The organism is Catalinimonas alkaloidigena (assembly GCF_029504655.1).
GTDB lineage: Bacteria > Bacteroidota > Bacteroidia > Cytophagales > Cyclobacteriaceae > Catalinimonas > Catalinimonas alkaloidigena.
This window is the reverse complement of record NZ_JAQFIL010000001.1, coordinates 6,360,331-6,383,143: the sequence shown is the minus strand read 5'-3', so window position 1 is coordinate 6,383,143 and position 22,813 is coordinate 6,360,331. Positions and strand designations below refer to the sequence as shown.

Here is a 22,813-nt window from a genome sequence, read left to right as displayed (position 1 = left end):
TGCACTATGCTTAAATATTTGAGACTCTGCTGACTTTCCTTTAAGGGCAAAGGATTACAACCCCCTTGTTGTCTATTAATTTAATGGACTTTAGTTTTTATCAAATGCCGGCACATGCTTTTCAATGCCCTGCTTTCATATAGAAAGCGGGTTAAGTATTTACACTGTGTATTTAAAGAAAATGATTTTTATTCTTTTATGTTAAAGAAATTGGTTTTTCTTCTTTGCGCCAATTAAAAACAATTCTTTAAGTGTATTCTTGTAATTTTTTTGTGATATTCACTTACTTTAAGATGCTGTAAACATATATTTAATACTTTATGAACAAAATCTTCTACAGTTCTACCTATGAACAATATTAAATTAATTTACATAGGTCTGCTGATATGGATGATGCCCACTCTACTGGGAGCCCAGAATCTGGTACCTAACCCAAGCTTTGAAGAGTATAAAAGTGATACCAACTGCCTGATTGTATCCAGTAAGAAAGAGTTTATTAGCATCATGGAAAACTGGACGATGCCAACTGATGGCACTGCTGATATTTTGAACAACAATTACAGGATTACTTGTCGCATGCATCCTACTCCCGATGACCGTTTTGCTCTTGGCACGCAGTCGCCCCGTAGTGGTGATTTAATGGCAGGAATCTTTACTTATAACGACATTTCTTACCGGGAGTACCTTCAGGTAAAGCTAGACCAACCTATTGAACAAGGTCAACGCTATATTGCCGGAATGTACGTTTCCCTGGCTGATAGCGTACAGCTAGCTTCTAACAATCTCGGTATGTTCTTTAGCCAAACGGCCATTGATCTTGATACCACCAGAGTTATTCAAGCTATTCCTTCTATCAATAACAATACGGTCATCACTGAACGAAATGGCTGGGTGCTAGTCAGTGATACATTTCGCCTTGATTATGATGCAACTCACCTATTGATTGGAAACTTTTTTGAAAATGAAAACACTACTGTACAGCGAGTAAGAGATACTGTAGGTACTTTTCGTTTGACGTATTTGTTGAACCTCTGCCCGACGACTTTTTTATTCCAAACGTATTCACTCCCAACAATGATGGAGTGAACGATACTTTTGTCATTCCTAATCTTGGAAAGGATAGCTGGAGCCTGAAGGTGTACAATCGTTGGGGAAAGCAGGTATATTTCTCTTGGACTTACGAAAATGATTGGGATGGTGGTGATCTGGCTCCGGGAGTGTATTTCTATGAGTTACGGCACTTGCGCTTTCCTTATGAGTATAAGGGTAGGGTGAGCATTTTGACTGAAACGATGGAGAGCCCTCGTAACCACAATTACTATTAACTTATAATATATCCTCCCCAGACTGATTGAGAAAGAAAAGAAATAAGCATAGAAAAAGCGCATGCTGGTGATCCACATGCGCTTCTCTAAAATGCCTAAAAAAAGCCTATTCCATAGAATTGACCGCGTTCAGGTCGTCAAAAGCCTGCTTTAGCCTTTTTACAATGGATTCTTCTCCCTTGCGTAACCACACGCGGGGATCGTAGAATTTTTTGTTGGGAGAATCTTCTCCTTCAGGATTACCGATCTGTGCTTGCAGATAAGCTTCTTTGCTCTGATAGTAATCTTTGATCCCTTCCCAGAAAGCCCACTGTACATCAGTGTCAATGTTCATCTTGATGACCCCATAAGTAATGGCCTCACGAATCTCCGCCTGGGTAGAACCTGAGCCTCCGTGGAATACAAAGTTTACTGGCTTAGCTCCGGTAGAGAATTCTTTCTGGATGTACTCCTGAGAGTTATGAAGAATTTTTGGCGTTAGCTTCACATTTCCGGGCTTGTACACGCCATGTACATTACCAAAAGCAGCCGCAATGGTAAAATTATCGCCCACGGTAGATAACTCTTTGTAGGAATAAGCCACTTCTTCAGGCTGAGTGTACAGTTTGGAGGCGTCCACATCGGTATTGTCTACCCCATCTTCCTCGCCACCGGTTACGCCTAGCTCAATCTCAATAGACATACCGATCTCATTCATGCGGTGGTAATACTGTTTGCTAATGGCCACATTATCATCCAACGGCTCCTCCGAAAGATCCAGCATATGAGAGCTGAAAAGTGGCTTGCCATTTTCTTTATAATACTGCTCTCCGGCATCCAGTAAGCCATCAATCCAGGGTAACAATTTCTTGGCAGCATGGTCGGTATGCAGGATCACAGTGACACCGTATTTTTCGGCCATATTGTGCACGTGCATGGCACCGGAAATGGCTCCGGCGATAGAAGACTGCTGCCCTTCGTTACTTAGTCCTTTCCCAGAGACAAAAGCAGCTCCGGAATTAGAAAACTGTATGATTACTGCTGAATTGACCTCACGAGCGGTTTCCAGTACGGCATTGATCGTGTTGGTACCAGTTACGTTGACAGCAGGAAGTGCGAAGCCCTTCTCATTTGCATATCTGTAAAAACGTTTCAGATCGTCACCGTATAATACACCAGGTTTAAAAGTTTCTTTCATGTGTTTAGTGTTTGTTTAACGTGGACGTGCCATATGCTTATCTTTGATTAAATAGCTTTAACACGCATATTGGAACTTATGAAAAAAAGTGCTTTGCGTTAAGCAATTTCCTCCGTTTATTTTATAGTTCTTTTAATTGATTTATGAGTTGGCAATATAGAGAATTCCCAACTGCGATACATGGGAGTAAATGGTATTTTTGCAGAAATACCAGTCAGAAACAGAGAAAAATGCTTATTTTTTCGCCAATACTTGAATGATTTTTATTATTGATGAAACACAACCTACTTACACCTCTGAATATTCTTTTTCTGATTTGTAGCTCGATACTGCTTTCATGTCAAAGCCAGACGGATACAGCAAAGGGCATTCCTACGTACCAAAAATGGCACCCTCTAACCCTCAGTTTTGAAGGTCCGCAAACCAGCGAACAGGCAGAGGATAACCCATTTCTCAACTATCGGCTGATGGTAACTTTCAGTCATGAGGATAAAACCTATGAAGTTCCCGGCTACTACGCTGCCGATGGAAATGCTGCCGAGAGCAGTGCCGACAGTGGTAATGTCTGGCTGGTACATTTTACACCTGATGCCGAAGGTGCGTGGGAGTATGAAGTATCTTTTCGTAAAGGTGATAGCATCGCAGTAAGTGATGATCCTCAGGCAGGAGAGGCAGTGGCTTTTGATGGAAATAACGGCAGCTTTGAGGTCGTTCCATCCGATAAAAGCGGAAGAGACTTCCGTGCTAAAGGCAGGTTGCGATATATCGGAGAACGCTACCTTCAGTTTGCCGAAAACGGAGAATATTATCTCAAAGGCGGCACCGACAGTCCGGAAAACCTGCTGGGCTACGAAGATTTTGATGGCACCTACTTCGGCGATGAGGAAGAACAGCGGGAAGGAGAAGCTGCCGCTGATAAAGATCTGCATCGTTATGAAGATCATATACAGGACTGGAATGAAGGTGACCCCAACTGGCAGGGGGGGAAGGGCAAAGGAATTATAGGAGCATATAATTATCTGGCAGAAAAAGGGATGAACTCTTCTTACTTTCTTACCCTTAATATTGGAGGGGATGGTAAAGATGTTTGGCCTTATACCGCTTATGAAGAACGCTATCGCTTTGACTGTAGTAAGCTGGCACAATGGGATAAAGTGTTTGCTCACGCTGACAGTCTGGGTATCATGCTACATATTGTGACACAGGAAACAGAGAATGAATTGTTGCTGGACGGTGGCGATACCGGTACGCAACGCAAACTTTATTACCGTGAACTCATTGCCCGCTTTGCCCATCATCTGGCAGTCACCTGGAATATGGGTGAAGAGAACGGTTATGCGAACTTTACCCCTGAGGCTCAGAATGATGCGCAGCGGAAATCTATGATTTCCTATATCAAGCAAACTGATCCATACAAAAACTTTGTGGTGTTACACACCCATGCCGCTCGTAGCCCTCGCTATGATGTGCTAAACCCATTACTTGGTTTTGCGTATCTGGATGGGCCTTCTTTGCAAATTAGCCCTACCAGTGATGTGCACGAAGAAACCAGGCATTGGATAAAAGCCTCAGGCGAAGCCGGGAAGCAGTGGGTGGTTAACCTGGATGAAATCGGCCCTCACTACCATGGAGTGCTGCCCGATGACATTGACCCTGAGCATGATACGGTTCGCTACGAATCTTTGTGGGGAAATCTAATGGCCGGCGGCGGCGGTGCGGAGTGGTATTTTGGCTATAAGTTTCCTAACGATGACCTGAATACCGAAACCTTTCGTACGAGAAGTAATATCTGGGACCAGACACGCTACGCGCTGGACTTTTTTCATGAGCACTTGCCTTTCTGGGAAATGCAGTCTGCTGATACACTGGTAGATGCCGAAGGCGCATACTGCTTTGCTAAAGCCGGAGATGTGTATGCGGTATATACCCGATATGGTGCGGAAGTTCAGCTTGATCTGAAGGATCATGAGGCTGACTACAGTGTACAATGGTACAATCCGAAAACCGGAGATGGATTATTGGATGGATCAGTACCTGAGGTAAGTGGCCCCGGAAAGGTTTCTTTAGGTACTCCTCCCTCTGCCCCCGATGAAGATTGGGTAATACTTGTAAAACTATCTGAATAATAATAACAAACATACCATGAGTAAAAAAAATTTGCTTTTCAGTCTTAGCACAGGACTGGGATTGATTGTGGCAGTGCTCTTTGTTTTGGCAACGCCTAAGAAACAAATTCTTGAACAGCAGGTTAACAAAGCACCAACAATCAAAGCTGAAAATTTAAAGCAACGCTTGCAGAAGGAAGATGAATTTGTTCTTCTGGATACCCGATCAGTAGATGAATATAATACGGGACACCTTAAAGGTGCGCGTTTTGTCAACTTTGAGACTTTTCAACTAAAAGATGTTGAAGATATTTCTAAAGACAAAGAAATTATAGTTTACTGCCTTTCCGGTGGGCGAAGCAACCAGGTAGGCATACAGCTTTTAGAGGCAGGCTTTACAAATGTGCATAACCTCGAGGGTGGTATGCGTAGCTGGAAAGAGAAAGGCTTTCCTGTTTTTTATGACTGAAGAATCATTAATCATTTTTGTTAAGAAACCTGAATTAGGCAAAGTTAAAACACGGCTGGCCAAGGGTATCGGGGCTAAAAAAGCGCTGGAAGTGTACCACAAACTACTTGAGCGTACTTATGCGATCACCCAGGTTTTAGGCTATGATAAAATAGTGTACTATACCCCTGAGGTTGTCTATCATGATATTTGGGATGAAGAACGCTACTTTAAAGCCTTGCAGTCTGAAGGAGATTTAGGTAAGCGTATGCTTAATGCTTTTGAAGAAAGATTTGACGCCAGCTACAAAAAAGCTTGCATCATCGGCAGTGATTGCTACGAGCTCACTACCGAAATTATTGAACAGGCTTTTGCGGAGTTGGATCAGCACGATGTAGTCATAGGACCCTCTACTGATGGAGGCTATTATTTATTAGGTATGAAAAAGCTACACTCCAGTCTTTTTCACGATAAAAACTGGAGCACCTCTCAGGTGCTGGAACAAACCGTAGAGACAATTAAAAAAAGAGGATTGAGTTGCTATATCCTGCCAACCTTAACCGATGTGGACGAGGAAAAGGATTTGGAAAACATGCGTTTAGCAGAACTGTAAAATTTTGAGGGTCATGGAAGCGCAATTTTCAGAAATAAAGCTAGAAGTTGTACAAGGTGATATCAGTAAACAGTCAGATATGGATGCAGTAGTGAATGCTGCCAATGCTCAACTCATGAGCGGCGGTGGAGTAGCCGGAGCTATCCATCGTGCCGCTGGGCCGGAACTGGCAGACGCCTGCAGACCGCTAGCTCCTATTGCTCCCGGAGAAGCAGTAATCACTGATGCCTTTCAATTACCTAACAGGAAAGTTGTTCATTGTCTCGGGCCGGTATATGGGAGGGACAAACCCGAAGATCAATTGTTGGGCAGTTGCTATGAAAAGGCTCTTCAGCTAGCAGACGATTATCAATTGAAGTCTATTGCTTTTCCTGCTATTTCTACCGGAATATTCGGCTACCCGCTGAAAGAGGCTGCTCAGGTGATGTTGCAGACCATTCAAAAAAGAACCGAGCATCTATCCTCAGTGCGGCATATCCGTATTGTCTTGTATGGGGACAGTGACCGCCAGCAAGTAGAGCAAACGCTAAAACAAATGCTATCATGAAAAGAGTATTAGATGAAAACATAGGCATGCTGCTGCTTTTTTTGGCTGCCATGACCGGTCTGTACGCCTGTACCGGAAGCAACGCCAAGAATACAGTAGATGCAGCCGAATACTTCAATCAGGAGTGGGCTATGGATGCCAAATGGGATAAGGGGGTAGCTGAAGTGGCTAAATATGAAGCACAAAGAGTGGTATATGGCGAGCCACGGAATTTTGAGTATGTCTATATCCTTGTTAAAGAAACTTTTAATGAAGAATTTAAGGTCAAAACTGATGATTATGACCGTAACGATTTATTTGATGTGATGAAAATCAACAAGTTTTGTCGTATCCCCACGGACAATTACCCTTATCATTACCTTACCAGTATTTTTTATAAGAGAGAACAGCCTTCTACCGTTTATAAGCTCACCAATACTTCTCAGGAGTGGTGTGGCAATACTGCAAAATATTTTCTGGATCAGGGCAGAAATTACGAGTATGGCTATAACAGCTACTGGGACGGACAAGGCATTGGCCAAATGACTGTGGATGGTAATATTATGTTTGAAGATCAGCTCTCACATTCACTGCGGGCACTGAACTTCCAAGACGGGCTTAGCTTTCAGCAGGCTGTAGCAGAGTCACAAGTCAATAGCAAAGCTACTGAGCCTAAGATTTATGAAGCGACTTTTGACGTAAGTAAAGCGGAGGGGCTACAACTGAATACTGCCTATGATATGAGCCAGGTTGCTGATGTTTGGAAAGTAGAGGTCCAATTGGATGAAGAAAAGACAAATACCTACTGGTTTAGCGGAAGCTATCCCAACATTCTGCTCAAGCAGGAAAGCTGGGATGGCCGAAAGTTAGCCTTGAAGGAAACTTACATGGACGCCTACTGGAACAGTTAGAGGTCTATTTTGACATCATCCTCATGTTCAAAAGGGACTCTGAAGGGAAGCCCATTGACTGTCACTCGAGCCCTTCCCTCATAACGTACCTTTTTTGTAGCACCGTTGAGCATGCTTAGGGCGGTATTGAGTAAATTCATATTCAGGTCCCCCAGGGAAAGCGTAACATCAATGGGTACTACAAACTCGCTATTGGGCATAGCAGTAATATCAAATTCCTGACTAATATCCTTCACTTTCTCACCTTCCACAAATACACTGACATCTACCTGCCGGATTTTAATTTTTTGTTTGTTGGGATTAAAAAATACAGCATCTCCATTGATCTGGGCCTTGCTAAGGCCTTGTACATCAATTTTAAAGTTTTTCACCCCATTAAAATCGGGAGCTTCTGGTGTGGAGCAGGCGGCAGTACCAATCACTAATACCATCATCCATAGGGTAACCTTATTACTATACTGCTTCCAAAGCTGGTTCATAGGCAATTACTTTTTGTTTTTCCGATTCGGGAATAGGCGTAGACTTTCCGGTTTTAGTGTCGATGGCTACCAGTATCATAGTAGAAGAGAAAAACAATATGTTCCCCTCTTTATTGGTAATCATATTTTCCACATGCATGCTGGAGTTACCCAGCTTGGTCGTTCTAATATGTGCTACAGGCGTCACTTTGGGCGTCACAGGAATTTTGTAGTCCATGCTGGCATGAGCCAGTACCAAGGCTACCTCTTTCCATTCTTGTCGGATTACTTCTTTAAAATATCCTAAGCGAGCGAGCTCCAGATAAGTTAGATACACCGCATTGTTGGCATGTCCAAGCATGTCCATATCAGAGTATCGTACCTGTATTTCAAACTGGAACCTATATTTGTCTAAATCTGATAACGAAATCATTACTCAATGATGATAGTTACTTTGTTATTTCTTTTTTCGGTTAGCTGGTCAGTCTTAATCCCTGCCCCATAATTGTTCATGTCGCCCTTTTCTACATTGATATAATATTCCTGGGTATCCAGCTCAGAAAATTTTACGCGCCCCTTATCATCGGTATATTTGATGCCCTGTACCGGGTTCTCTTCTTTCTGATAATCTTCTTTGTTGGTAAAAATCTGCACTTCCGCCCCCTCTACACTATTGCCAAGGTTATCTCTTACCGTGATTTGTAAAGAAGTCTTAAAAATCTGGATAGGTTTGTCATCGGCTGCGGGGACTCCTGCGGAGGGAACTGTCTGGCAACTCATTAAGAAGAAAACTACCAATAAATATGTCTTGGAGATCATCATTGTAAAAGTGTTTAATTTAATTAGTATTGGAATAATATTTTAAATATAACGTTGGTTTAATTTAGCTGTAACTTTTTTCAACATAATCACCTTACTGCATGGCATCAACTGCTTCAGGCTACTTACGGTTCGCTACGGTACAAATATTATGCTTTTGTAGCATTTCTTTATCAGTCTTTGCCCAAAATACTAAGAGTCTTCACACCAGACAAACCTCAGCGAATGCACCTTACTATAGCCGTCATGAAGCTTATATAGATGCTGCCCGGCAATATACGATTAAGCCCGACTTCAGTTTTACTGCCTTGGCCATTAGTATAGAGCAAAAATTTGATTTTAAAGGAGCTTATGTAATTGTAAGCCAAGATACATTATTCCTGCAAGAGGATGAGCACCAGCCTGAAGATGATAATCTCAGACAGTCGGTTTTACTAATAATTGATAAAGCTCAGCATAGTTTTATCTTTTACCCGGCAGACATCAGAGGTAATGTTTCTTTTTCTCTGCTGAATGCGGAAGAAGGCAGGAAAAAAGCTAATACACGAACACAGAAGCAAAAAAAACAGCTGGATACCAATCAGGATGGAACTTGCCATTTGCCTTCTTTGATCCGTACTTCTATCTGGCGGGAGGGCTTACCTGAACCTTCATATAACAGGGTAGAGACCGATGTAGGGCATGTGATTGTTCATCATTCTGCCGGTTCAAATACCAGTACCGATTACGTTAATACTGTACGTAACATATACTTATTCCATACGCAAGTAAGAGGGTGGTCAGATATCGGCTATAACTATCTGATCGCACAGGACGGTACCATCTTTCAGGGAAGAAGCTTTAGCAATGATGAAGTAGAAAATGACGATATCCGCGGGGCGCATTTCTGTGGGCAAAATTCCGGAACCATGGGGATATGTATGTTAGGAAACTACAATACCGTCCTACCTACCGATACTTCTGTGAGCGCGCTCGTTCGGTTGACGGGCTGGAAGCTGCATAAAGAATCGCTCGACCCTCTGGCAGGCAGTAGCCATCCGGCGAACAATAATCTAAGCGTGATTGCCGGTCATCGGAATGGCTGTGCTACCGAATGTCCGGGAGATAATCTATACGCTATGCTGAACGATATCCGCCTGGAGGTAGAGGCTTATCTGAAAGCTGGGTGTGAAGAAGAAGCGGAGGCGCTGGCCTTTAATGTTTATCCGGTCCCGGCAGAAGAGAAAGTCAACTTTACTTTGCCTTCGGAGCAAGTACCGGAAGAGATATGGATGATAGACGCTGGCGGGAAAAAGTTTTCGGTAAGTGCGTATCTGGATCAGGAGGGAGAAAGCTGGGTGGTAGATACCAGGCTACTGGCAGCAGGAATTTATGTGCTGCAAATCAACGGGAGCAACTTTGAGCAAAAGCGTAAGCTGCTGATTTATTGATGAAAAAGAGCAGAGATAAAATCATCATAGCTGTCAGCCTCCTGAAACTGTCGATCGGAGTAAATGCTGGCCAGCACTTTCAGGTAGCTGGGCTGGCTGTTTATCTGTACATGCTCAATAGCAATATTTCCAAACATCTGGTTGACTTGTATGGTATCCTGTGTTAAATCCTCGGCACTGAGGGGAGGCTTAAGGTAGTATTTCTCAATAGTTTCTACATAGTTTTCCCGATCAAGAATACGCCGGTCAGCATTCACCAGGCGATAGCCCATCTCCAATACTTTATCTCTGAAATAATCAGTCAGATGTTGAAAGACTTTGCTGCCAATTTTTTCGTGATAGCTAATGGCAAAGCCATTGGCGTAGGCAGTATTGAATAGATGTACATCAATTTCTGAAGTGATATTTGTCTTTTTATAGTAGTAGGCCTGGGCAATCTCCTTGATAAGCTCACTACGGTCATCACTGTCTTTCCAGTCCCCGTAAGCCTGCTGCGTAGGTTGGTTGCGCTTTAGCACCTCATGGACGGCAGTCACCTTGTCCGAGTCTTTGGCCGGAAACAACTTGCTAAACAGTTTGTCAAAGTAGGACATAGGTTAAAATTTGGATGATATTATTAATAACGAAAAAGTAAGGAAAAGTATTGAAAAAAAATAACAAGCAGAATGGTCCGGCGAATAAAAGCCATTCTACTTGCTGTATTAAAATTTACCGAACAAATATCCATTCCTTATCTGAAGAAAGGTTTTCGCTGTATTCATAGTTGTCTTCTGCAAAAGTCTTAAGTTTTTTAGGAGAATCTATACGCTGCTGTATGATAAAATTGGTCATCATGCCTCGTGCCTTTTTTGCATAGATGGCAACGGTTTTATACTTACCGTCTTTGTGCTCTTTGAATACTGGCGTAATGATTTCGGCATCTAGGTCGGCAGGCTTAATTGCTTTAAAGTATTCATTAGAAGCCAGGTTAACCAGTACCTTCTTTTTCTGAGCTTTAAAGCGTTCATTGAGTTGTTCTGTTATTTTATGTCCCCAGAACTGGTACAGGTCTTTACCCTTAGGGTTGCTAAGTTTGGTTTTCATTTCCAGGCGATAAGGCTGAATCAGGTCCAGAGGTCTTAGCAGGCCGTACAGTCCGGAAATTATGCACACATGTTCCTGCGCAAATTTAAAGTCAGCTTTTTTGTATTCATGGATATCTATGCCGGTGTAAACGTCTCCTTTAAAGGCCAGTAATGCTTGGCGAGCGTTTTCCGGAGAAAAGGGGGTAGAAAAATGCTGGAAACGTTCTTGGTTAAGCGTAGCGATATTCTCACTAACCGACATTAGTTTTTCAAGGTCTTTCACAGATTTTTTGCGAAGCTCCCTTACCAATACACTGGAATCTTTGAGAAGTGAGGGTTCAGTATGCCCAATTTTTGAAACATCTACACTATCATCAGCAAAGTCCTGTGTTTTGGAGGGTGAAAGTATACTTATCATGAATAAATAATGGTTAACAAATATGAAGTTACAGCATGTGTTAGCAAGCTCAGGTGTATCCTGAACAATGTTCACATTTTACATGAATAACAAATCTAAGCGGCAAAGTTTTAATGCACAAACCCATTGAGCACCAGCTTCTTTATTTTCCAGGCCTAAAATGCTAATAAATAGACTTTTACAGCTAAAGAATGCCATTGCACAACTACTTATTTGCCTTTAAGGAAAAGATAAGCCTTTATGAGCAGATCAAAAGCTTCTTTACATTTGCAGGGAATAGACAAGCAGGGAACTAATATGATTACAAAATTTAGGCAAAGCCGTATTGGCAAGATGGTTTTGGGTTTACTGCGGCAAGGAATGTCAGCAAAAAAGCTTTCGCTTACCATTAGCCTGGGAGTAGTGTTAGGTGTCATTCCTGTATTTGGTTTTATTACAGCCGTATGTGCGGCCATCGCGGCCTGGTGGCGGCTCAATATTCCTTTAGCCTTGGCGGTACTTTATGCGGTTATGCCTTTACAGATCATTCTCTTTGTTCCATTTATCCGACTGGGAGAGCTGCTATTCAGGATTGAAAAGCTCCCTCTGGCCCCCACTAAAATTATTGAAGATCTGCAGGTGGATACCATAGGCTATATGCTTCAGATATGGCATTCAGTTCTGGGAGCTTTAGGCGCCTGGGCTTTGGTTTCAGCCTTCTTAGGCTGTGGCCTGTATTTCTTATCTCTGGTTTTGATACTGCGCTTTAAAAAGAAAAAGCCGCTTTAGGATTTTCCTTAAAGCGGCCCAGCCGGCGGCTGTGCAATTTGGGTTAAAATTGCTTTATCTTATAATCGTTACCCCTCCCCGTTCTTCCAGAAGTCCGCCCGTTTCATCTGTACTGGATTTGTAGTGGATAATATATGGATAAGTACCCAGAGGCGCTTCTTTTCCATTGTAAGTACCATCCCACTCAAAGTTAGGATTATCAGACTGGAACACGAGCTCTCCCCAGCGGTTGTAAATCTTCACTTCAAAATCTTCGGCAGAAACATATTTGGGATACACGAAGAAAGTATTGTTCACACCATCTGGACGGAATGCATTAGGAACCACAATTCTGGGGCGACAGTCTTCTACTACTTCTACCGAATCAGTGATGGAGCAGCCAAACTCATTGATCATCTCCACGATATAAGTTCCTCCCACATCAGCTACGATGTTAGTAGTATTGATGAAGTCTCCTTTAGGTGTAGTCCAGTAGATCTCAGGGGCGAAGCCTACTTCAAGTAATACGCTGCTGATTTCAGGATCTGGATCCTGTGGACAAATCGTACGGGTAGATCCTAACTCAGCTTCAGGCAGAGGGTTACGGGTGATGCTGGCAGCAGCCTCAGCGAAACAACCTCCGGCAGTTTCTACTTCTACTCTGTATTCACCTTCCGGCATATCCGAAAGAATAAGTAATGAGTCTCCTGCGCCGGTAGGACTGGGGTTACTGGCTTGTATGCGCGTACCATCCGGACGGTACCAGCGATACGTGAGGCTGTCTGTACCATCTGTACGTACAGAGGCAAAAACTGGTATCGCAGAACCATCCGCACAGGCATTGCCATAGAGAATATTGACAGCGATAGGTTGGCTGACCTGTACCGGAAGTTCATCGTTGTACAAACATGCTGAGTTATTGCGCTCTCTTACTGTAAGGTTATAACTACCACTTTCTGTAACCGTAATGGTGCGCAATGCACCTACGCTCTGTCCGTTGAGCGTCCAGTTATAAATCAGGTCCCGGTTGGCAGCTTCCTCAGGTATAAAGTTAACGGTCAACTGCTTCTCTCCGGTCTGGCAGCTGTTGTCCGGTTCTATCTCTACGATGTCAAAATCAAATGGCTCACCAAAGTTGACTTGTACTTCCTGAGTCCCCGGGCAAAGATTGGGTTGATTCAGATTAGTCACTTCGGCAGTATATACACCGGATTCAAACACTCCGCTGTTCAGAGTCAGTATATTAGACTGATTATTAGATACTGGAATTTCTGTGCCATCCGGACGGAACCATCTGAATTGCCATGTTTCGCCGGAAGCAGGGTTATAATCTACTTCAATCTGAGCCTGAGTTCCGCAAACACTTACCGGACTTTCCACAAACTCAAACTGTACAGAATCAGGTTCGGTAATTTCAACCTCAGATGTTCTTCTACAACCACTTGCAAGCTCTGTCACCTGAATATCGTATGTTCCCGGTGAAAGTGAAGGTACAGCGGGCACTAAATAGTTTTCGGTGCTATTAGTGGCATTATATGAAAAACTAAAGTTACCTGAAATACCACTTATATTAACCTCAAAGTTTCCTGTACCAGTAAGGCTGGAAACATCTATGGCTAGGTCTATAAACCCAGTATCATCACAACCAGGAACTCCTGTCGGTGTAATTGTGAATGGTGCATTATTATCATCAAGGCCAATAGTTTGTGTGAAGCTACAGCCTGTCGCATTGGTAACAGTAACTTGATAATTACCTGAAGTAAGACCGGTCGCAGACTCTTGTGCTACAAATGAACTTCCGTTAGGATCAACCCAACTAAAAGACAGAGTAGAAGGGTCAGTTCCACCCAAGTCTAGAGTAATTGATCCGTCTGCATTTCCACAAGTAGGCTCAACAGTTGTAGGTTCTCCTAAGGTGGGAGCCTGCTCAATGGTCACTACTACAGTATCCTGGATAAAGCAGCCTTCGGGAGCATCGTCGGTAACCGTAACTGTATAGCGGAATACACCAGGGTCAGGCGTAAGCTCGCTGACTTCTATCACCGGCTCATTGCTGGTAGCTACAGTTTGGTCGTTGGCATCCAGAATTACCCACTCATAACCGGGATCACCAGGGCTGGGGATTTCCACGTCCAGCTCGCGGGTTTCATTCTGACAGAGGGTAAAGTCCTCAGGTAAGCTAATTTCCGGTCGGTTATCTACCACAAAGATCGTCCCTTCACTTTCGCAGCCATCGGCATTGGTTACCGTGACGGTATAATCGCCTCCTTCCGAAAGGCTCACTGTATTCTGGTTAGGTAGATTACCACCACCGGCAGCGCCTACCTGCACCCAGCTAAAAGTATAGTTAGCGATATCAGGCGTGTTGGGGTCAATAGCACTCACTTCAACATCTCCATTACACAGATTGATACTTTCGGGCAAGGTTACTTCCGCAGCCTGTCCCACATCAAAACTCTGGGTCATCACGGTATCTGCGTCACAGGGGTTGGAAAGCGTGACTTCAGCAGTATAGGTGCCAAGGCTATCTATCACAAAAGTGAAATTTTGTGCGGTTCTCAACGAATCCGGCAGGCCAAAGGCAGTACCATCGCTGAGCAAAATCCGCCAGGAATAAGTTTCTATCACATCATCCCTGCCTTGTGCGCTAAAGTTGATATCATTTCCTACGCAGGCATTGTCTACCGTAATATTAGGTTCAGGGAAGGAGTTGCCTCCGGATTGTATATTATCAGGTAAACCTAAGCCGCTGGTTGCCCCATTGGGGAGCTGTACTGTATTGCCTTCACTTACATCGCCGGTATTAGGGTCCACGCTTACAGCAATGAGGGTGGAAGAACCCTCTTCTGCCAGATAAAGCTGCCCGTCAGGCCCTCGCTGAATGGCTCCATAATTACCCGAGAAGTCAGGATCACGCGTAATGGAAATAGAGCCCTCTGTCACCGGACGGTCAATCGTAGCAGTAAATAATCCATTGTCAGTAGAGACTAGTAATACTGTGTTATCTAAAGTGTCCGTAAAGAACTCTATGCCGTAGGGCTGAGCATTCTGACCACTAAAGTCTACTTCCACCGGATCAGTGATTTGACCTGTTTGTAAGTCAATGTTAAAAAGCTCAACGCGGTCAGGTAAAGCTACCGCAAGCACGGTTCCGCTGGAATCACCTCCTATTTTCATATAGCCACGCGATTCTTCAGGATCGTCCAAATCGTGTACAGAACCTACTGAAGATAGTACCGGGTTACCAATCCCTTGATCGGTGATTGGATAGGAGCGGAAAGTATTATTACCGTACTCGTGAGCTACCAGCATAGCACTGCTGCCATTACCGCCATAAATGACTACTCGTTCTGTACTTTTGGCAAAGAGCAGATTGTTGGCAGAAACTACTGCCCTTTGTTTCAGGTCTACGATTGAGTAACGTAGCTCATAGGCTCCACTTTCCACCGGAGTAGCGGTAAAAACGTAGTAAACACCATCTGCTCCCGGCACCTGTACCATACCCACCATGGTAGATTCATTGCTAGGACTGATTTGGGCGGGCTGCCCATTAAGGTCAGTTAAAGCTACATGATCACCGGTAATACGGTCTTTAAAGAAAACGGTTTGTCCATCAGTATAGAAAAGAATATCGCCATTACCATCGGATACGGCAGAGACCCCTTCGGGAGCGCTTTGTGCGCCATCAGCTATGGGAGTGATTTGGCCGTCATTATCCTGTCCATCACCGTTGTCGTCAGGATTATCAGGATCGTCATATAGTGTATTAAAATCAATACCCGCACCATTACCGAAGTACCAGACATTATAAGTCTGGTTTTCAATCTGATATTCTTTGACATTAGACTCAGCATAGGCAGTACAGCCTGAACCATCGGAAACCAGCACCCAGTATACGCCTGCTTCATTGACTTCAATTTCGGAAGTAGTCTCTCCTGTGCTCCAGTAATATTGGTAGTTGCCACCTCCGGTGCCACCGCCAGTACCGCCACCAATACCTCCACCGCCACCCTGGCCGCCTTGTCCACCACTTTCTGGTTCAGCTTTCAGAATAGCCGTTTCACCGGGACAGATAGTAGTATCCTGCACTAAGGGGATTTGCAAGTCAAACTGCTGTACATTAGCTCCTCCGGAAACCGCTACTGAAGTATCTGGCCAATAAGCTGTAGCGGTATAAGAAGCTGCCTGTTCGGGTGTAAAAGTGGGTGAAAATCCATTATAAGGTTGTCCATCTATATTCCAGATGATGCTATCTGGTTGGGGAGTACCATCAGGAAACTGGGGTATCAGTTGTACCGGATTATTAGCGCATTGACCTGCCTGGGTTACACCGAAATTATAATCAGGTGTGGCAGCAGGGGAAGTTTGAGAAAAGCGTCTGCCGCCGAAGTCAGTGCCATCCAGCAGAGCGGTTTCGTAAGTCAATAGGTTAAAAGCGCTATCAGCGAAGTTGATGCCTCCCAGGAGGGAATCTCCACCTTCTTCATACAGAAAATATACGCTACCGTCCGGCCCCCGCTGTATTCCGTAAACCGGCGATCCACCTAGGCCCAAAGCATTGGTGAGGGTTTGAATAGGAGGAGTACCGCCTGTGTACTGATATACATTGCCTCCCGCACCATCAGTAATATATAGATTGCTGCCATCAGCAGACCAGGCTACATCATAAGCGGGAATATTTCCACTATTTACAAAGCCAAATGATCCGCTCGCAGGGTCAAAGCTTAGAATATGAAAACCATTTTGCCCAGCCACTGCAAGCTGATTGGTTGCGGCATTAAAATCTAGTCCTGTGCTGGTCCCAATATTTGGAGCTCCATTCGTGCCTGCCTGATAGTTATTAACCGGTCCAATTCCCGTAGCTGTTACTTCAGCATACTGGTAAGTAGAAGTTCCGCTAATCTTTGAGACCAGCCAGTAACTATCTCCGCCAGGACTAGGTATAAGTGTGACTGCTTCTGCGTCAGTAAAGCCGGTAGCAGGAGTAGGGCCATCAAAGTTTGTAATCTGAGGATAACCCGGACCAGCGGTACTCACCGTAACAGAGTAGTATACTACATCACCACCGGCATTTTTGACAAAAATATAATATTCACCGGAGCTGCCGGGAATAGGAGAGATCGCTACATGCTGATCACCATTGGCATCTCCCACCATTGGAAAGGAGTTTCCTTGAGCATCATAAGCTACACTACCATCAGTATAAAAAAGAATTTCCCCACTCTGCGGGTCCGTTGCTACAGCGCTGCTGCCTTGTCCCAGAGCTTCCGAAGCTTGAGGGTCAGTTGCCAGTGAGTCATTAGAGAAATTGAAGCGGATACCTCCGTTACTACCGAAAACCCAGTTATTATCCGCTCTTCCCTGCGCATAAATTTTATGTGAGAGCAAGTTTATGCAGCAAAAAAAACAGCAAAGACTTACTCTTATCAGGAAGGTTCTGTTCAACATTTAGCCTTATCTTAATATATATGCGAAAATACGTGTATGCATGATAACGAAAAAACTATGGCTTTCATGTGCCATGTAAGCATTTTAGATGCATTAAAATATTACTCATGGTATAACATTTAAAAAATATATTCTTTTATAGTCACTCTAATACTTCGGCTCGCTGAGCTAGCGGTATGTTCTTTTTTATGTCAAAAACATTGAATTCCAATACCTGTAATTTATTCAAGCGTTCACCCGAATAGTGTGTACAGGCAAAAACTATCTTTGGCCGTAAGGGTTTAGGAGATTAATTGAGGCTTTTCTCACAATAATTGTTAATTTTCAACGCTTTTACAAAAAGCTACATGCTGTAAACAAATAAGTTTGGATGCAAAAGACTGTTACGAAGCTGCTCATTGCTGTTAGTTTTATTTTAATAAGCGTCAGCAATATATATGCCCAGGATCCGCAATTTTCCCAATTTTATGCGGCCCCTTTATATATAAACCCTGCTTTTGCCGGCTCTACTGAGTTGAGCAGGCTAGGACTTAATTTTAGAAGTCAGTGGCCTTCTCTTCAGGCTAATTTTACTACGGCCTCTTTATATTTTGACCATTTCTTTGAAGACTATAATAGTGGAGTTGGAGTAATATTAAACGCTGACCGTGAAGGTTTGGCGGGTTTGCAGTCTATTGATCTGGGTTTGCAGTATGCCTATCAGCTCAGAATTACTCGTGAACTTACCTTTCGTCCCGGAGTAGAAGTCGCATTTTATAACCGTGATGTCAATTTTGACCGCTTGGTTTTTGGAGATCAACTGGATGAAAACGGACTTATTTCTGATGTGAGCGCCGAACAGTTCAACACTGGTACAAGTAAGTTTTTTGTAGACTTAACACTGGGAGGGCTTATTTTTAGTGAAAACTTTTATTTCGGGTATGCAGCTCACCATATAAACACTCCCAATCAGTCATTGGTAGAAGAAGAGAGCCGTCTGCAGATGAAAAGTACTTTCCATGGAGGTTACCGGTTCTTGCTGCCTGCCGGTTTTCGTAAATATGGGTTCAATGATAAGGGGCTTGAAAGAAGTCTGACACCAGCTTTTCAGTATAAAAGACAAGGTAACTTTGACCAGTTGGACTTAGGCATGTACCTGACTTACGAACCGGTTGTATTTGGATTGTGGTACCGTGGTTTACCTGTCAGACAACTGGAGGATTTCCCTAACAATGAATCTATCATTGCTTTGGTGGGGCTGATGGTTGGTGATCTGAATATAGGTTATAGCTTTGATTACACAGTGTCTGGCTTAGGCATACAAAGTGGTGGTGCTCATGAAATTTCTCTGGTTTATCACTTCTCTCTGCGTGATCCCAGCAAGCCACCCAGAAGTATTATGAGCTTACCTTGTCCACGTTTCTGATACAATATTATCTATAGCCGGTTAAGAAAACGTTTTTTCCTTTTCTCATAAAAATTTTTAAGCTTGCATGTTTGTTAGCAGAATATGCAAGCTTCTACCTTACTCATCCTTATTATCGCGATAGTTGTGCTCAACTTTGTGTTGGAGCAAGTACTGGATGCACTGAATCGCAAAAACAAAAAACATACGCTGCCCGAAGAGCTCAAGGGAATTTATGATGAAGAGAAATATCGTCGATCTTTAGCCTATCAGCGGGCAAATGATCGTTTTCATACCCTTACTACTTCATTTAGTTTTATCCTTTCAGTTATTCTTTTAGCTACTGGCTTTTTTGGCTGGGTGGATATCCAGCTACAGCCCTATATAGCAGATCCTCTCTGGAGAGCCCTGGCATATTTCGGTATCTTATTTCTGGCATCTGACATCATCAACCTTCCTTTTCAGCTGTACGGGACTTTTGTCATTGAGGAAAAGTTTGGCTTCAATAAGATGAATCTCAAAACTTTCTGGCAGGATAAGCTGAAAGGCTATCTGCTTACCATAATATTAGGAGGTCTACTGGCAGGAGTGTTTCTTTATTTGGTAATGAATATCGGAAGAGACTTTTGGTGGTATTTCTGGGTGATAGCCGCTGGCATTATGGCGCTGCTCAATATGTTTTATACCAGCATTTTTGTCCCCATGTTCAATAAGCTAAAACCACTGGAAGAAGGAGATTTGAGAGAAGCGATTGAAGCCTATGGACGCAAAGTAGACTTTCCCATTAAAAACGTATATGTGATAGATGGCTCCAAGCGTTCTTCCAAGTCCAATGCCTTCTTTTCAGGAATGGGTAAGCAGAAGAAGGTCGTTCTCTATGATACTTTGATTGAAAATCACAGCGTAAAAGAGTTAGTGGCTGTTATAGCACATGAAGTAGGGCATTATAAGAGAAAGCACATTTTATCTGGTATGCTACTTTCTGTGTTGCAGATTGGTTTTACGCTCTTCGTATTATCCTTACTTATTTTTAATGAACAGCTTTCTTATGCTTTGGGGGGTAACGAGTTAGCAATTCACCTGAACTTAATTGCTTTTGGCATACTCTTTTCGCCCATCAGTACTATTACAGGGCTGTTGATGAATATATGGAGCAGGAAAAATGAATATGAAGCAGACGCTTATGCTACCAATACTTTTGAAGGGAGCGCTTTGGCTACTGCCCTTAAGAAACTATCCGTACACAATATGAGTAATCTGCTGCCCCATCCCTGGTATGTATTTTTTTATTACTCACATCCTCCTTTACTAGCCCGTTTGAAGGCCATTACACGCTTGTCAGTAGTAAAATCTTAATTGAGCATGCGCTAAAATGCAGTGCAGCTTGCACAGGATTAAACCATAAAACTTACACATTACAGGTTTGGTATTATTTCCGTTTTAGGTGGGTAGGTAAAATCTCTAGCTTTCGTTAGTGTTTTCTGTGCCTGATAGGGCACATTTACAATAATAAACATTAACCATTACACATGAAAGAAGTGTATTACCGCAATGATGAGGCTAAGTTTGGTGTGCCATATTACCAAATTGGAAGTAGAAAAAAAGTCTGGAATCACCCTAACATTGGTGTTTTATTGTTATTTGTTTGGAGCATTACGTGCTTTCCACAATTGGTAATTGCCCAGGGTTCGGATGGTGCACTGGTGGATAGAGCCAATAAGTTTTTTGAACTGGCTAAAAATTATGAGGCAGCCCTTCCTCTCTATCAACAAGCAGTAGATAATGGCATAAATGAACCTATGGTATATTATCGTTTAGGGGTTTGCTACGCCTATGCTCCTCAACTAAATGAGCAGTACAAAGGCCTGCCTTATCTGGAAAATGCATTGAGCAGGAAAAGTGGAACTCAAATTCCGGAAGAGATTCACTTTTATCTGGGACAGATGTATCATAAGGATATCCAGATCAACAAAGCCATTTCTCACTACGAGAAATACAAAAAGTCAATTGCCGCAAGTGACAAGAGTAAACTTAATGAAGTTGACCGACAACTTGAAATATGTAAAAATGCTTTATTTCTGATCAGTGAAAACAAAGGGATTGTGATTCATAGCTTTGAGGATGTTAATTCCATGCATACGGAGTACAACCCCCTGGTTACTGCTGATGAAAGTATGTTGGCATATACCGGAGTACGTGAAGAAAGAGGTAAAATAGTTGAGAAGATATACACTTCGTATAAGCATGGAGGAAAATGGTCTGTACCAGAAGTATTGGATGTCAATACCAAACATAATGTAGGTACTGCCGGAATCTCGGTGGATGGGCAGGAAATGCTGATCTTCGTAGGAGGCGAAAATAATACCGGGAGCATCTATACGATATCTAAAGATGGCAAAGGGTGGACTTCTCCCGTAGATATTGGTAATCGTGTAAACTCAAGGTATCTGGAGTCTACTGCTAGTATCACACCTGATGGTAAAGTGTTGTATTTTGCCAGCAACAGGCCCGATGGTTTGGGAGGTATGGATATTTACAAATCCGAACGTCAATCTGATGGAAGCTGGGGTAAAGCGGAAAATCTTGGCCCTGAAATTAATACCATTTATAATGAAGACGCTCCTTTTATCCATCCGGACAGCAAGACTTTGTTTTTTACTTCTGATGGGCATAATACCATGGGAGGTACGGATATTTTCAAGAGCTATAATATTGGGAGTAAATGGAGAAAGCCAGAAAACCTGGGTTATCCAATTAATACCCCTACCAATGATAATTACTTTACTTTGACCGCGAATGGTAAAATGGGCTACTTTTCTTCAGAGAGAAAAGGAGGTAAAGGGGGGCAGGATATTTATTTCTTTGAGATGCCTGATAGCGAAGCCAATATTCCTCTGACACTGATCAAAGGAAGAATTTTGGCAGGGGAAGAGCTAAAAGCAGTACCAACACAGATTAAGGTAGTGGATGTAGAGGCTAATCAAAAAATTGATTATGTGTATAACCCGGATAAACAGACAGGTAATTATCTGATTATTTTACCTCCCGGCCGCAATTATGATTTAATCATTGAGTCAGAAGGTTACCTCCCTTACACAGTCAATGTGAACATTCCTAATCAGACATACTTTTATGAATTGTATCAGGAAATTCACCTAAAGCCTATCAAGCAGTTTGATGTAGTAGTAGGGCAGGAAGTAACAGTAAAGAATGCTTTCTATGATGTAAATGGAAAGAGCAAGACCTCTGTACGTCAGGCAAATGAGGCCATGCTGGTGCAAAACGACAGCCTGGATCTGTATGATATGATGGAGTCTATCATGGCAGCGAGTGATACTGCTGCTTATAACTATTTACTGGATCTCATGTATAAACAAAACCCTATTGAAGATGTAAACTTTGATGTGGTGAAAAATGAGAACATAGAATCTGCCGGAGTAGCATACTATTACGATGAAACCGGAGAAGATAACCTGATTGCCAAAAAGGTAGGTAATGAGACAATCTATTCTCTGCCTACTTTCTATGTCACGGAAGAGGCTGTAAAACAAAAGAATGCAGAGAAGGTCTTCTCAAATTATGATAAAAGTCTTTTGGCAGAGGTGCATAAAATTTATTTCGGTGTAGGAGAAAGTAAAGTGGCTGAAAAAGACAGGCAGCAACTAGTGGCAGTGATGGAAGCATTGAAAAAGCATCCTGAATTAGGCGTTGAAATTTCTGGCTATGCCTCTCCTGAAGGGGATGAAGAAACCAATCACAAGCTTTCTAACGAACGAGCCATAGATGTGTTGAATTTCTTTAATCAGAGAGGAGTAGTAAGGAGGAGAATTATCGCCAAAGGGTATGGCGCTACTGCTAATGAAAAATCCAGTCCTGAAGAAAGCAGGAGGGTAGAAGTACGCCTGGTAGATATACAGCAATACCAGCAGTAAGAAGAATA

General features: G+C 42.9%; 19 protein-coding genes. 12 read left to right on the top strand and 7 right to left on the bottom strand.

Features of this window, described 5'->3' with window-relative positions; translation table 11 throughout:
- Positions 1-348: 348 nt before the first annotated feature.
- Both OKW21_RS25800 and OKW21_RS25795 read left to right on the top strand, forming a co-directional pair.
- Positions 349-1,086 (top strand): hypothetical protein, encoded by a 738-nt coding sequence (locus tag OKW21_RS25800; protein ID WP_277485259.1) that lies wholly within the window; start codon positions 349-351, stop codon positions 1,084-1,086.
- On the top strand, positions 1,083-1,325 hold the full coding sequence (locus OKW21_RS25795; RefSeq protein ID WP_277485255.1) for a T9SS type B sorting domain-containing protein: 243 nt from the start codon (positions 1,083-1,085) through the stop codon (positions 1,323-1,325). Before OKW21_RS25800 ends, OKW21_RS25795 begins: the two co-directional genes overlap by 4 nt.
- A gap of 106 nt (positions 1,326-1,431) precedes the next feature.
- On the opposite strand, the gene fbaA is transcribed toward OKW21_RS25795, so the two are convergent.
- A complete protein-coding gene (gene fbaA, locus OKW21_RS25790) occupies positions 1,432-2,502 on the bottom strand; it encodes a class II fructose-bisphosphate aldolase (RefSeq protein WP_277485253.1) in 1,071 nt (356 codons plus the stop codon).
- A 272-nt stretch (positions 2,503-2,774) separates the two neighbouring features.
- Between fbaA and OKW21_RS25785 the strand changes: the two genes are divergently transcribed.
- From OKW21_RS25785 to OKW21_RS25765, 5 genes are read left to right on the top strand one after another with little or no spacing between them, the layout of a single operon-like run.
- The gene (locus OKW21_RS25785) at positions 2,775-4,628 is read left to right on the top strand and encodes a DUF5060 domain-containing protein (protein WP_277485250.1); all 1,854 of its coding nucleotides are present in this window, start codon (positions 2,775-2,777) and stop codon (positions 4,626-4,628) included.
- 16 nt (positions 4,629-4,644) lie between these two features.
- Positions 4,645-5,076, top strand: coding sequence for a rhodanese-like domain-containing protein (locus OKW21_RS25780; RefSeq protein ID WP_277485248.1), 432 nt, complete (start codon positions 4,645-4,647; stop codon positions 5,074-5,076).
- The gene (locus tag OKW21_RS25775; RefSeq protein ID WP_277485246.1) at positions 5,069-5,668 is read left to right on the top strand and encodes a TIGR04282 family arsenosugar biosynthesis glycosyltransferase; all 600 of its coding nucleotides are present in this window, start codon (positions 5,069-5,071) and stop codon (positions 5,666-5,668) included. Before OKW21_RS25780 ends, OKW21_RS25775 begins: the two co-directional genes overlap by 8 nt.
- A gap of 13 nt (positions 5,669-5,681) precedes the next feature.
- Positions 5,682-6,215: a macro domain-containing protein gene (locus tag OKW21_RS25770; protein WP_277485243.1), complete on the top strand. Its 534-nt coding sequence runs from the start codon at positions 5,682-5,684 to the stop codon at positions 6,213-6,215.
- Positions 6,212-7,105 carry a hypothetical protein gene (locus OKW21_RS25765; protein ID WP_277485241.1) on the top strand — a complete coding sequence of 298 codons (894 nt, stop codon included), beginning with the start codon at positions 6,212-6,214 and terminating at the stop codon, positions 7,103-7,105. Before OKW21_RS25770 ends, OKW21_RS25765 begins: the two co-directional genes overlap by 4 nt.
- On the opposite strand, the gene OKW21_RS25760 is transcribed toward OKW21_RS25765, so the two are convergent.
- Genes OKW21_RS25760 through OKW21_RS25750 form a run of 3 tightly spaced genes read right to left on the bottom strand, consistent with a single transcriptional unit; the run spans position 7,102 to position 8,385 of the window.
- Positions 7,102-7,584: an LEA type 2 family protein gene (locus tag OKW21_RS25760; RefSeq protein ID WP_277485239.1), complete on the bottom strand. Its 483-nt coding sequence runs from the start codon at positions 7,582-7,584 to the stop codon at positions 7,102-7,104. The two genes, OKW21_RS25765 and OKW21_RS25760, sit on opposite strands and share 4 nt — an antisense overlap.
- Positions 7,559-7,996 carry an acyl-CoA thioesterase gene (locus OKW21_RS25755; protein WP_277485238.1) on the bottom strand — a complete coding sequence of 146 codons (438 nt, stop codon included), beginning with the start codon at positions 7,994-7,996 and terminating at the stop codon, positions 7,559-7,561. Before OKW21_RS25755 ends, OKW21_RS25760 begins: the two co-directional genes overlap by 26 nt.
- Positions 7,996-8,385: a carboxypeptidase regulatory-like domain-containing protein gene (locus OKW21_RS25750; RefSeq protein ID WP_277485236.1), complete on the bottom strand. Its 390-nt coding sequence runs from the start codon at positions 8,383-8,385 to the stop codon at positions 7,996-7,998. Before OKW21_RS25750 ends, OKW21_RS25755 begins: the two co-directional genes overlap by 1 nt.
- 98 nt (positions 8,386-8,483) lie before the next feature.
- On the opposite strand from OKW21_RS25750, the gene OKW21_RS25745 reads away from it, so the two are divergent.
- The gene (locus tag OKW21_RS25745; protein ID WP_277485234.1) at positions 8,484-9,812 is read left to right on the top strand and encodes an N-acetylmuramoyl-L-alanine amidase; all 1,329 of its coding nucleotides are present in this window, start codon (positions 8,484-8,486) and stop codon (positions 9,810-9,812) included.
- Here the strand turns inward: OKW21_RS25745 and OKW21_RS25740 are convergent.
- Positions 9,806-10,405, bottom strand: coding sequence for a hypothetical protein (locus OKW21_RS25740; protein WP_277485232.1), 600 nt, complete (start codon positions 10,403-10,405; stop codon positions 9,806-9,808). The genes OKW21_RS25745 and OKW21_RS25740 overlap by 7 nt on opposite strands.
- Before the next feature lie 115 nt (positions 10,406-10,520).
- Positions 10,521-11,294 carry a peroxide stress protein YaaA gene (gene yaaA / locus OKW21_RS25735; protein ID WP_277485228.1) on the bottom strand — a complete coding sequence of 258 codons (774 nt, stop codon included), beginning with the start codon at positions 11,292-11,294 and terminating at the stop codon, positions 10,521-10,523.
- Between the two features lie 240 nt (positions 11,295-11,534).
- Between yaaA and OKW21_RS25730 the strand changes: the two genes are divergently transcribed.
- Positions 11,535-12,062 carry a DUF2062 domain-containing protein gene (locus OKW21_RS25730; RefSeq protein WP_277485227.1) on the top strand — a complete coding sequence of 176 codons (528 nt, stop codon included), beginning with the start codon at positions 11,535-11,537 and terminating at the stop codon, positions 12,060-12,062.
- A gap of 54 nt (positions 12,063-12,116) precedes the next feature.
- On the opposite strand, the gene OKW21_RS25725 is transcribed toward OKW21_RS25730, so the two are convergent.
- A complete protein-coding gene (locus OKW21_RS25725) occupies positions 12,117-17,429 on the bottom strand; it encodes a T9SS type B sorting domain-containing protein (RefSeq protein WP_277485226.1) in 5,313 nt (1,770 codons plus the stop codon).
- A 430-nt stretch (positions 17,430-17,859) separates the two neighbouring features.
- Here OKW21_RS25725 and OKW21_RS25720 point away from each other — a divergent pair, with 430 nt between their 5' ends.
- From OKW21_RS25720 to OKW21_RS25710, 3 genes are all read left to right on the top strand, one after another.
- Entirely contained in the window at positions 17,860-18,894 is a 1,035-nt protein-coding gene (locus OKW21_RS25720; RefSeq protein WP_277485224.1) for a PorP/SprF family type IX secretion system membrane protein, read from the top strand.
- Between the two features lie 84 nt (positions 18,895-18,978).
- A complete protein-coding gene (locus OKW21_RS25715; RefSeq protein ID WP_277485223.1) occupies positions 18,979-20,229 on the top strand; it encodes a M48 family metallopeptidase in 1,251 nt (416 codons plus the stop codon).
- Between the two features lie 173 nt (positions 20,230-20,402).
- Entirely contained in the window at positions 20,403-22,805 is a 2,403-nt protein-coding gene (locus tag OKW21_RS25710) for an OmpA family protein (RefSeq protein ID WP_277485222.1), read from the top strand.
- The last annotated feature ends 8 nt before the right edge of the window (positions 22,806-22,813 follow it).

Coding starts and splice junctions, on each gene's coding strand:
- OKW21_RS25800 (WP_277485259.1), top strand. CDS start 349: ATGAACAATATTAAATTAATTTACATAGGTCTGCTGATATGGATGATG.
- fbaA (WP_277485253.1), bottom strand. CDS start 2,502: ATGAAAGAAACTTTTAAACCTGGTGTATTATACGGTGACGATCTGAAA.
- OKW21_RS25785 (WP_277485250.1), top strand. CDS start 2,775: ATGAAACACAACCTACTTACACCTCTGAATATTCTTTTTCTGATTTGT.
- OKW21_RS25780 (WP_277485248.1), top strand. CDS start 4,645: ATGAGTAAAAAAAATTTGCTTTTCAGTCTTAGCACAGGACTGGGATTG.
- OKW21_RS25775 (WP_277485246.1), top strand. CDS start 5,069: ATGACTGAAGAATCATTAATCATTTTTGTTAAGAAACCTGAATTAGGC.
- OKW21_RS25770 (WP_277485243.1), top strand. CDS start 5,682: ATGGAAGCGCAATTTTCAGAAATAAAGCTAGAAGTTGTACAAGGTGAT.
- OKW21_RS25765 (WP_277485241.1), top strand. CDS start 6,212: ATGAAAAGAGTATTAGATGAAAACATAGGCATGCTGCTGCTTTTTTTG.
- OKW21_RS25760 (WP_277485239.1), bottom strand. CDS start 7,584: ATGAACCAGCTTTGGAAGCAGTATAGTAATAAGGTTACCCTATGGATG.
- OKW21_RS25755 (WP_277485238.1), bottom strand. CDS start 7,996: ATGATTTCGTTATCAGATTTAGACAAATATAGGTTCCAGTTTGAAATA.
- OKW21_RS25750 (WP_277485236.1), bottom strand. CDS start 8,385: ATGATGATCTCCAAGACATATTTATTGGTAGTTTTCTTCTTAATGAGT.
- OKW21_RS25745 (WP_277485234.1), top strand. CDS start 8,484: ATGGCATCAACTGCTTCAGGCTACTTACGGTTCGCTACGGTACAAATA.
- OKW21_RS25740 (WP_277485232.1), bottom strand. CDS start 10,405: ATGTCCTACTTTGACAAACTGTTTAGCAAGTTGTTTCCGGCCAAAGAC.
- yaaA (WP_277485228.1), bottom strand. CDS start 11,294: ATGATAAGTATACTTTCACCCTCCAAAACACAGGACTTTGCTGATGAT.
- OKW21_RS25730 (WP_277485227.1), top strand. CDS start 11,535: ATGAGCAGATCAAAAGCTTCTTTACATTTGCAGGGAATAGACAAGCAG.
- OKW21_RS25720 (WP_277485224.1), top strand. CDS start 17,860: ATGCAAAAGACTGTTACGAAGCTGCTCATTGCTGTTAGTTTTATTTTA.
- OKW21_RS25715 (WP_277485223.1), top strand. CDS start 18,979: ATGCAAGCTTCTACCTTACTCATCCTTATTATCGCGATAGTTGTGCTC.
- OKW21_RS25710 (WP_277485222.1), top strand. CDS start 20,403: ATGAAAGAAGTGTATTACCGCAATGATGAGGCTAAGTTTGGTGTGCCA.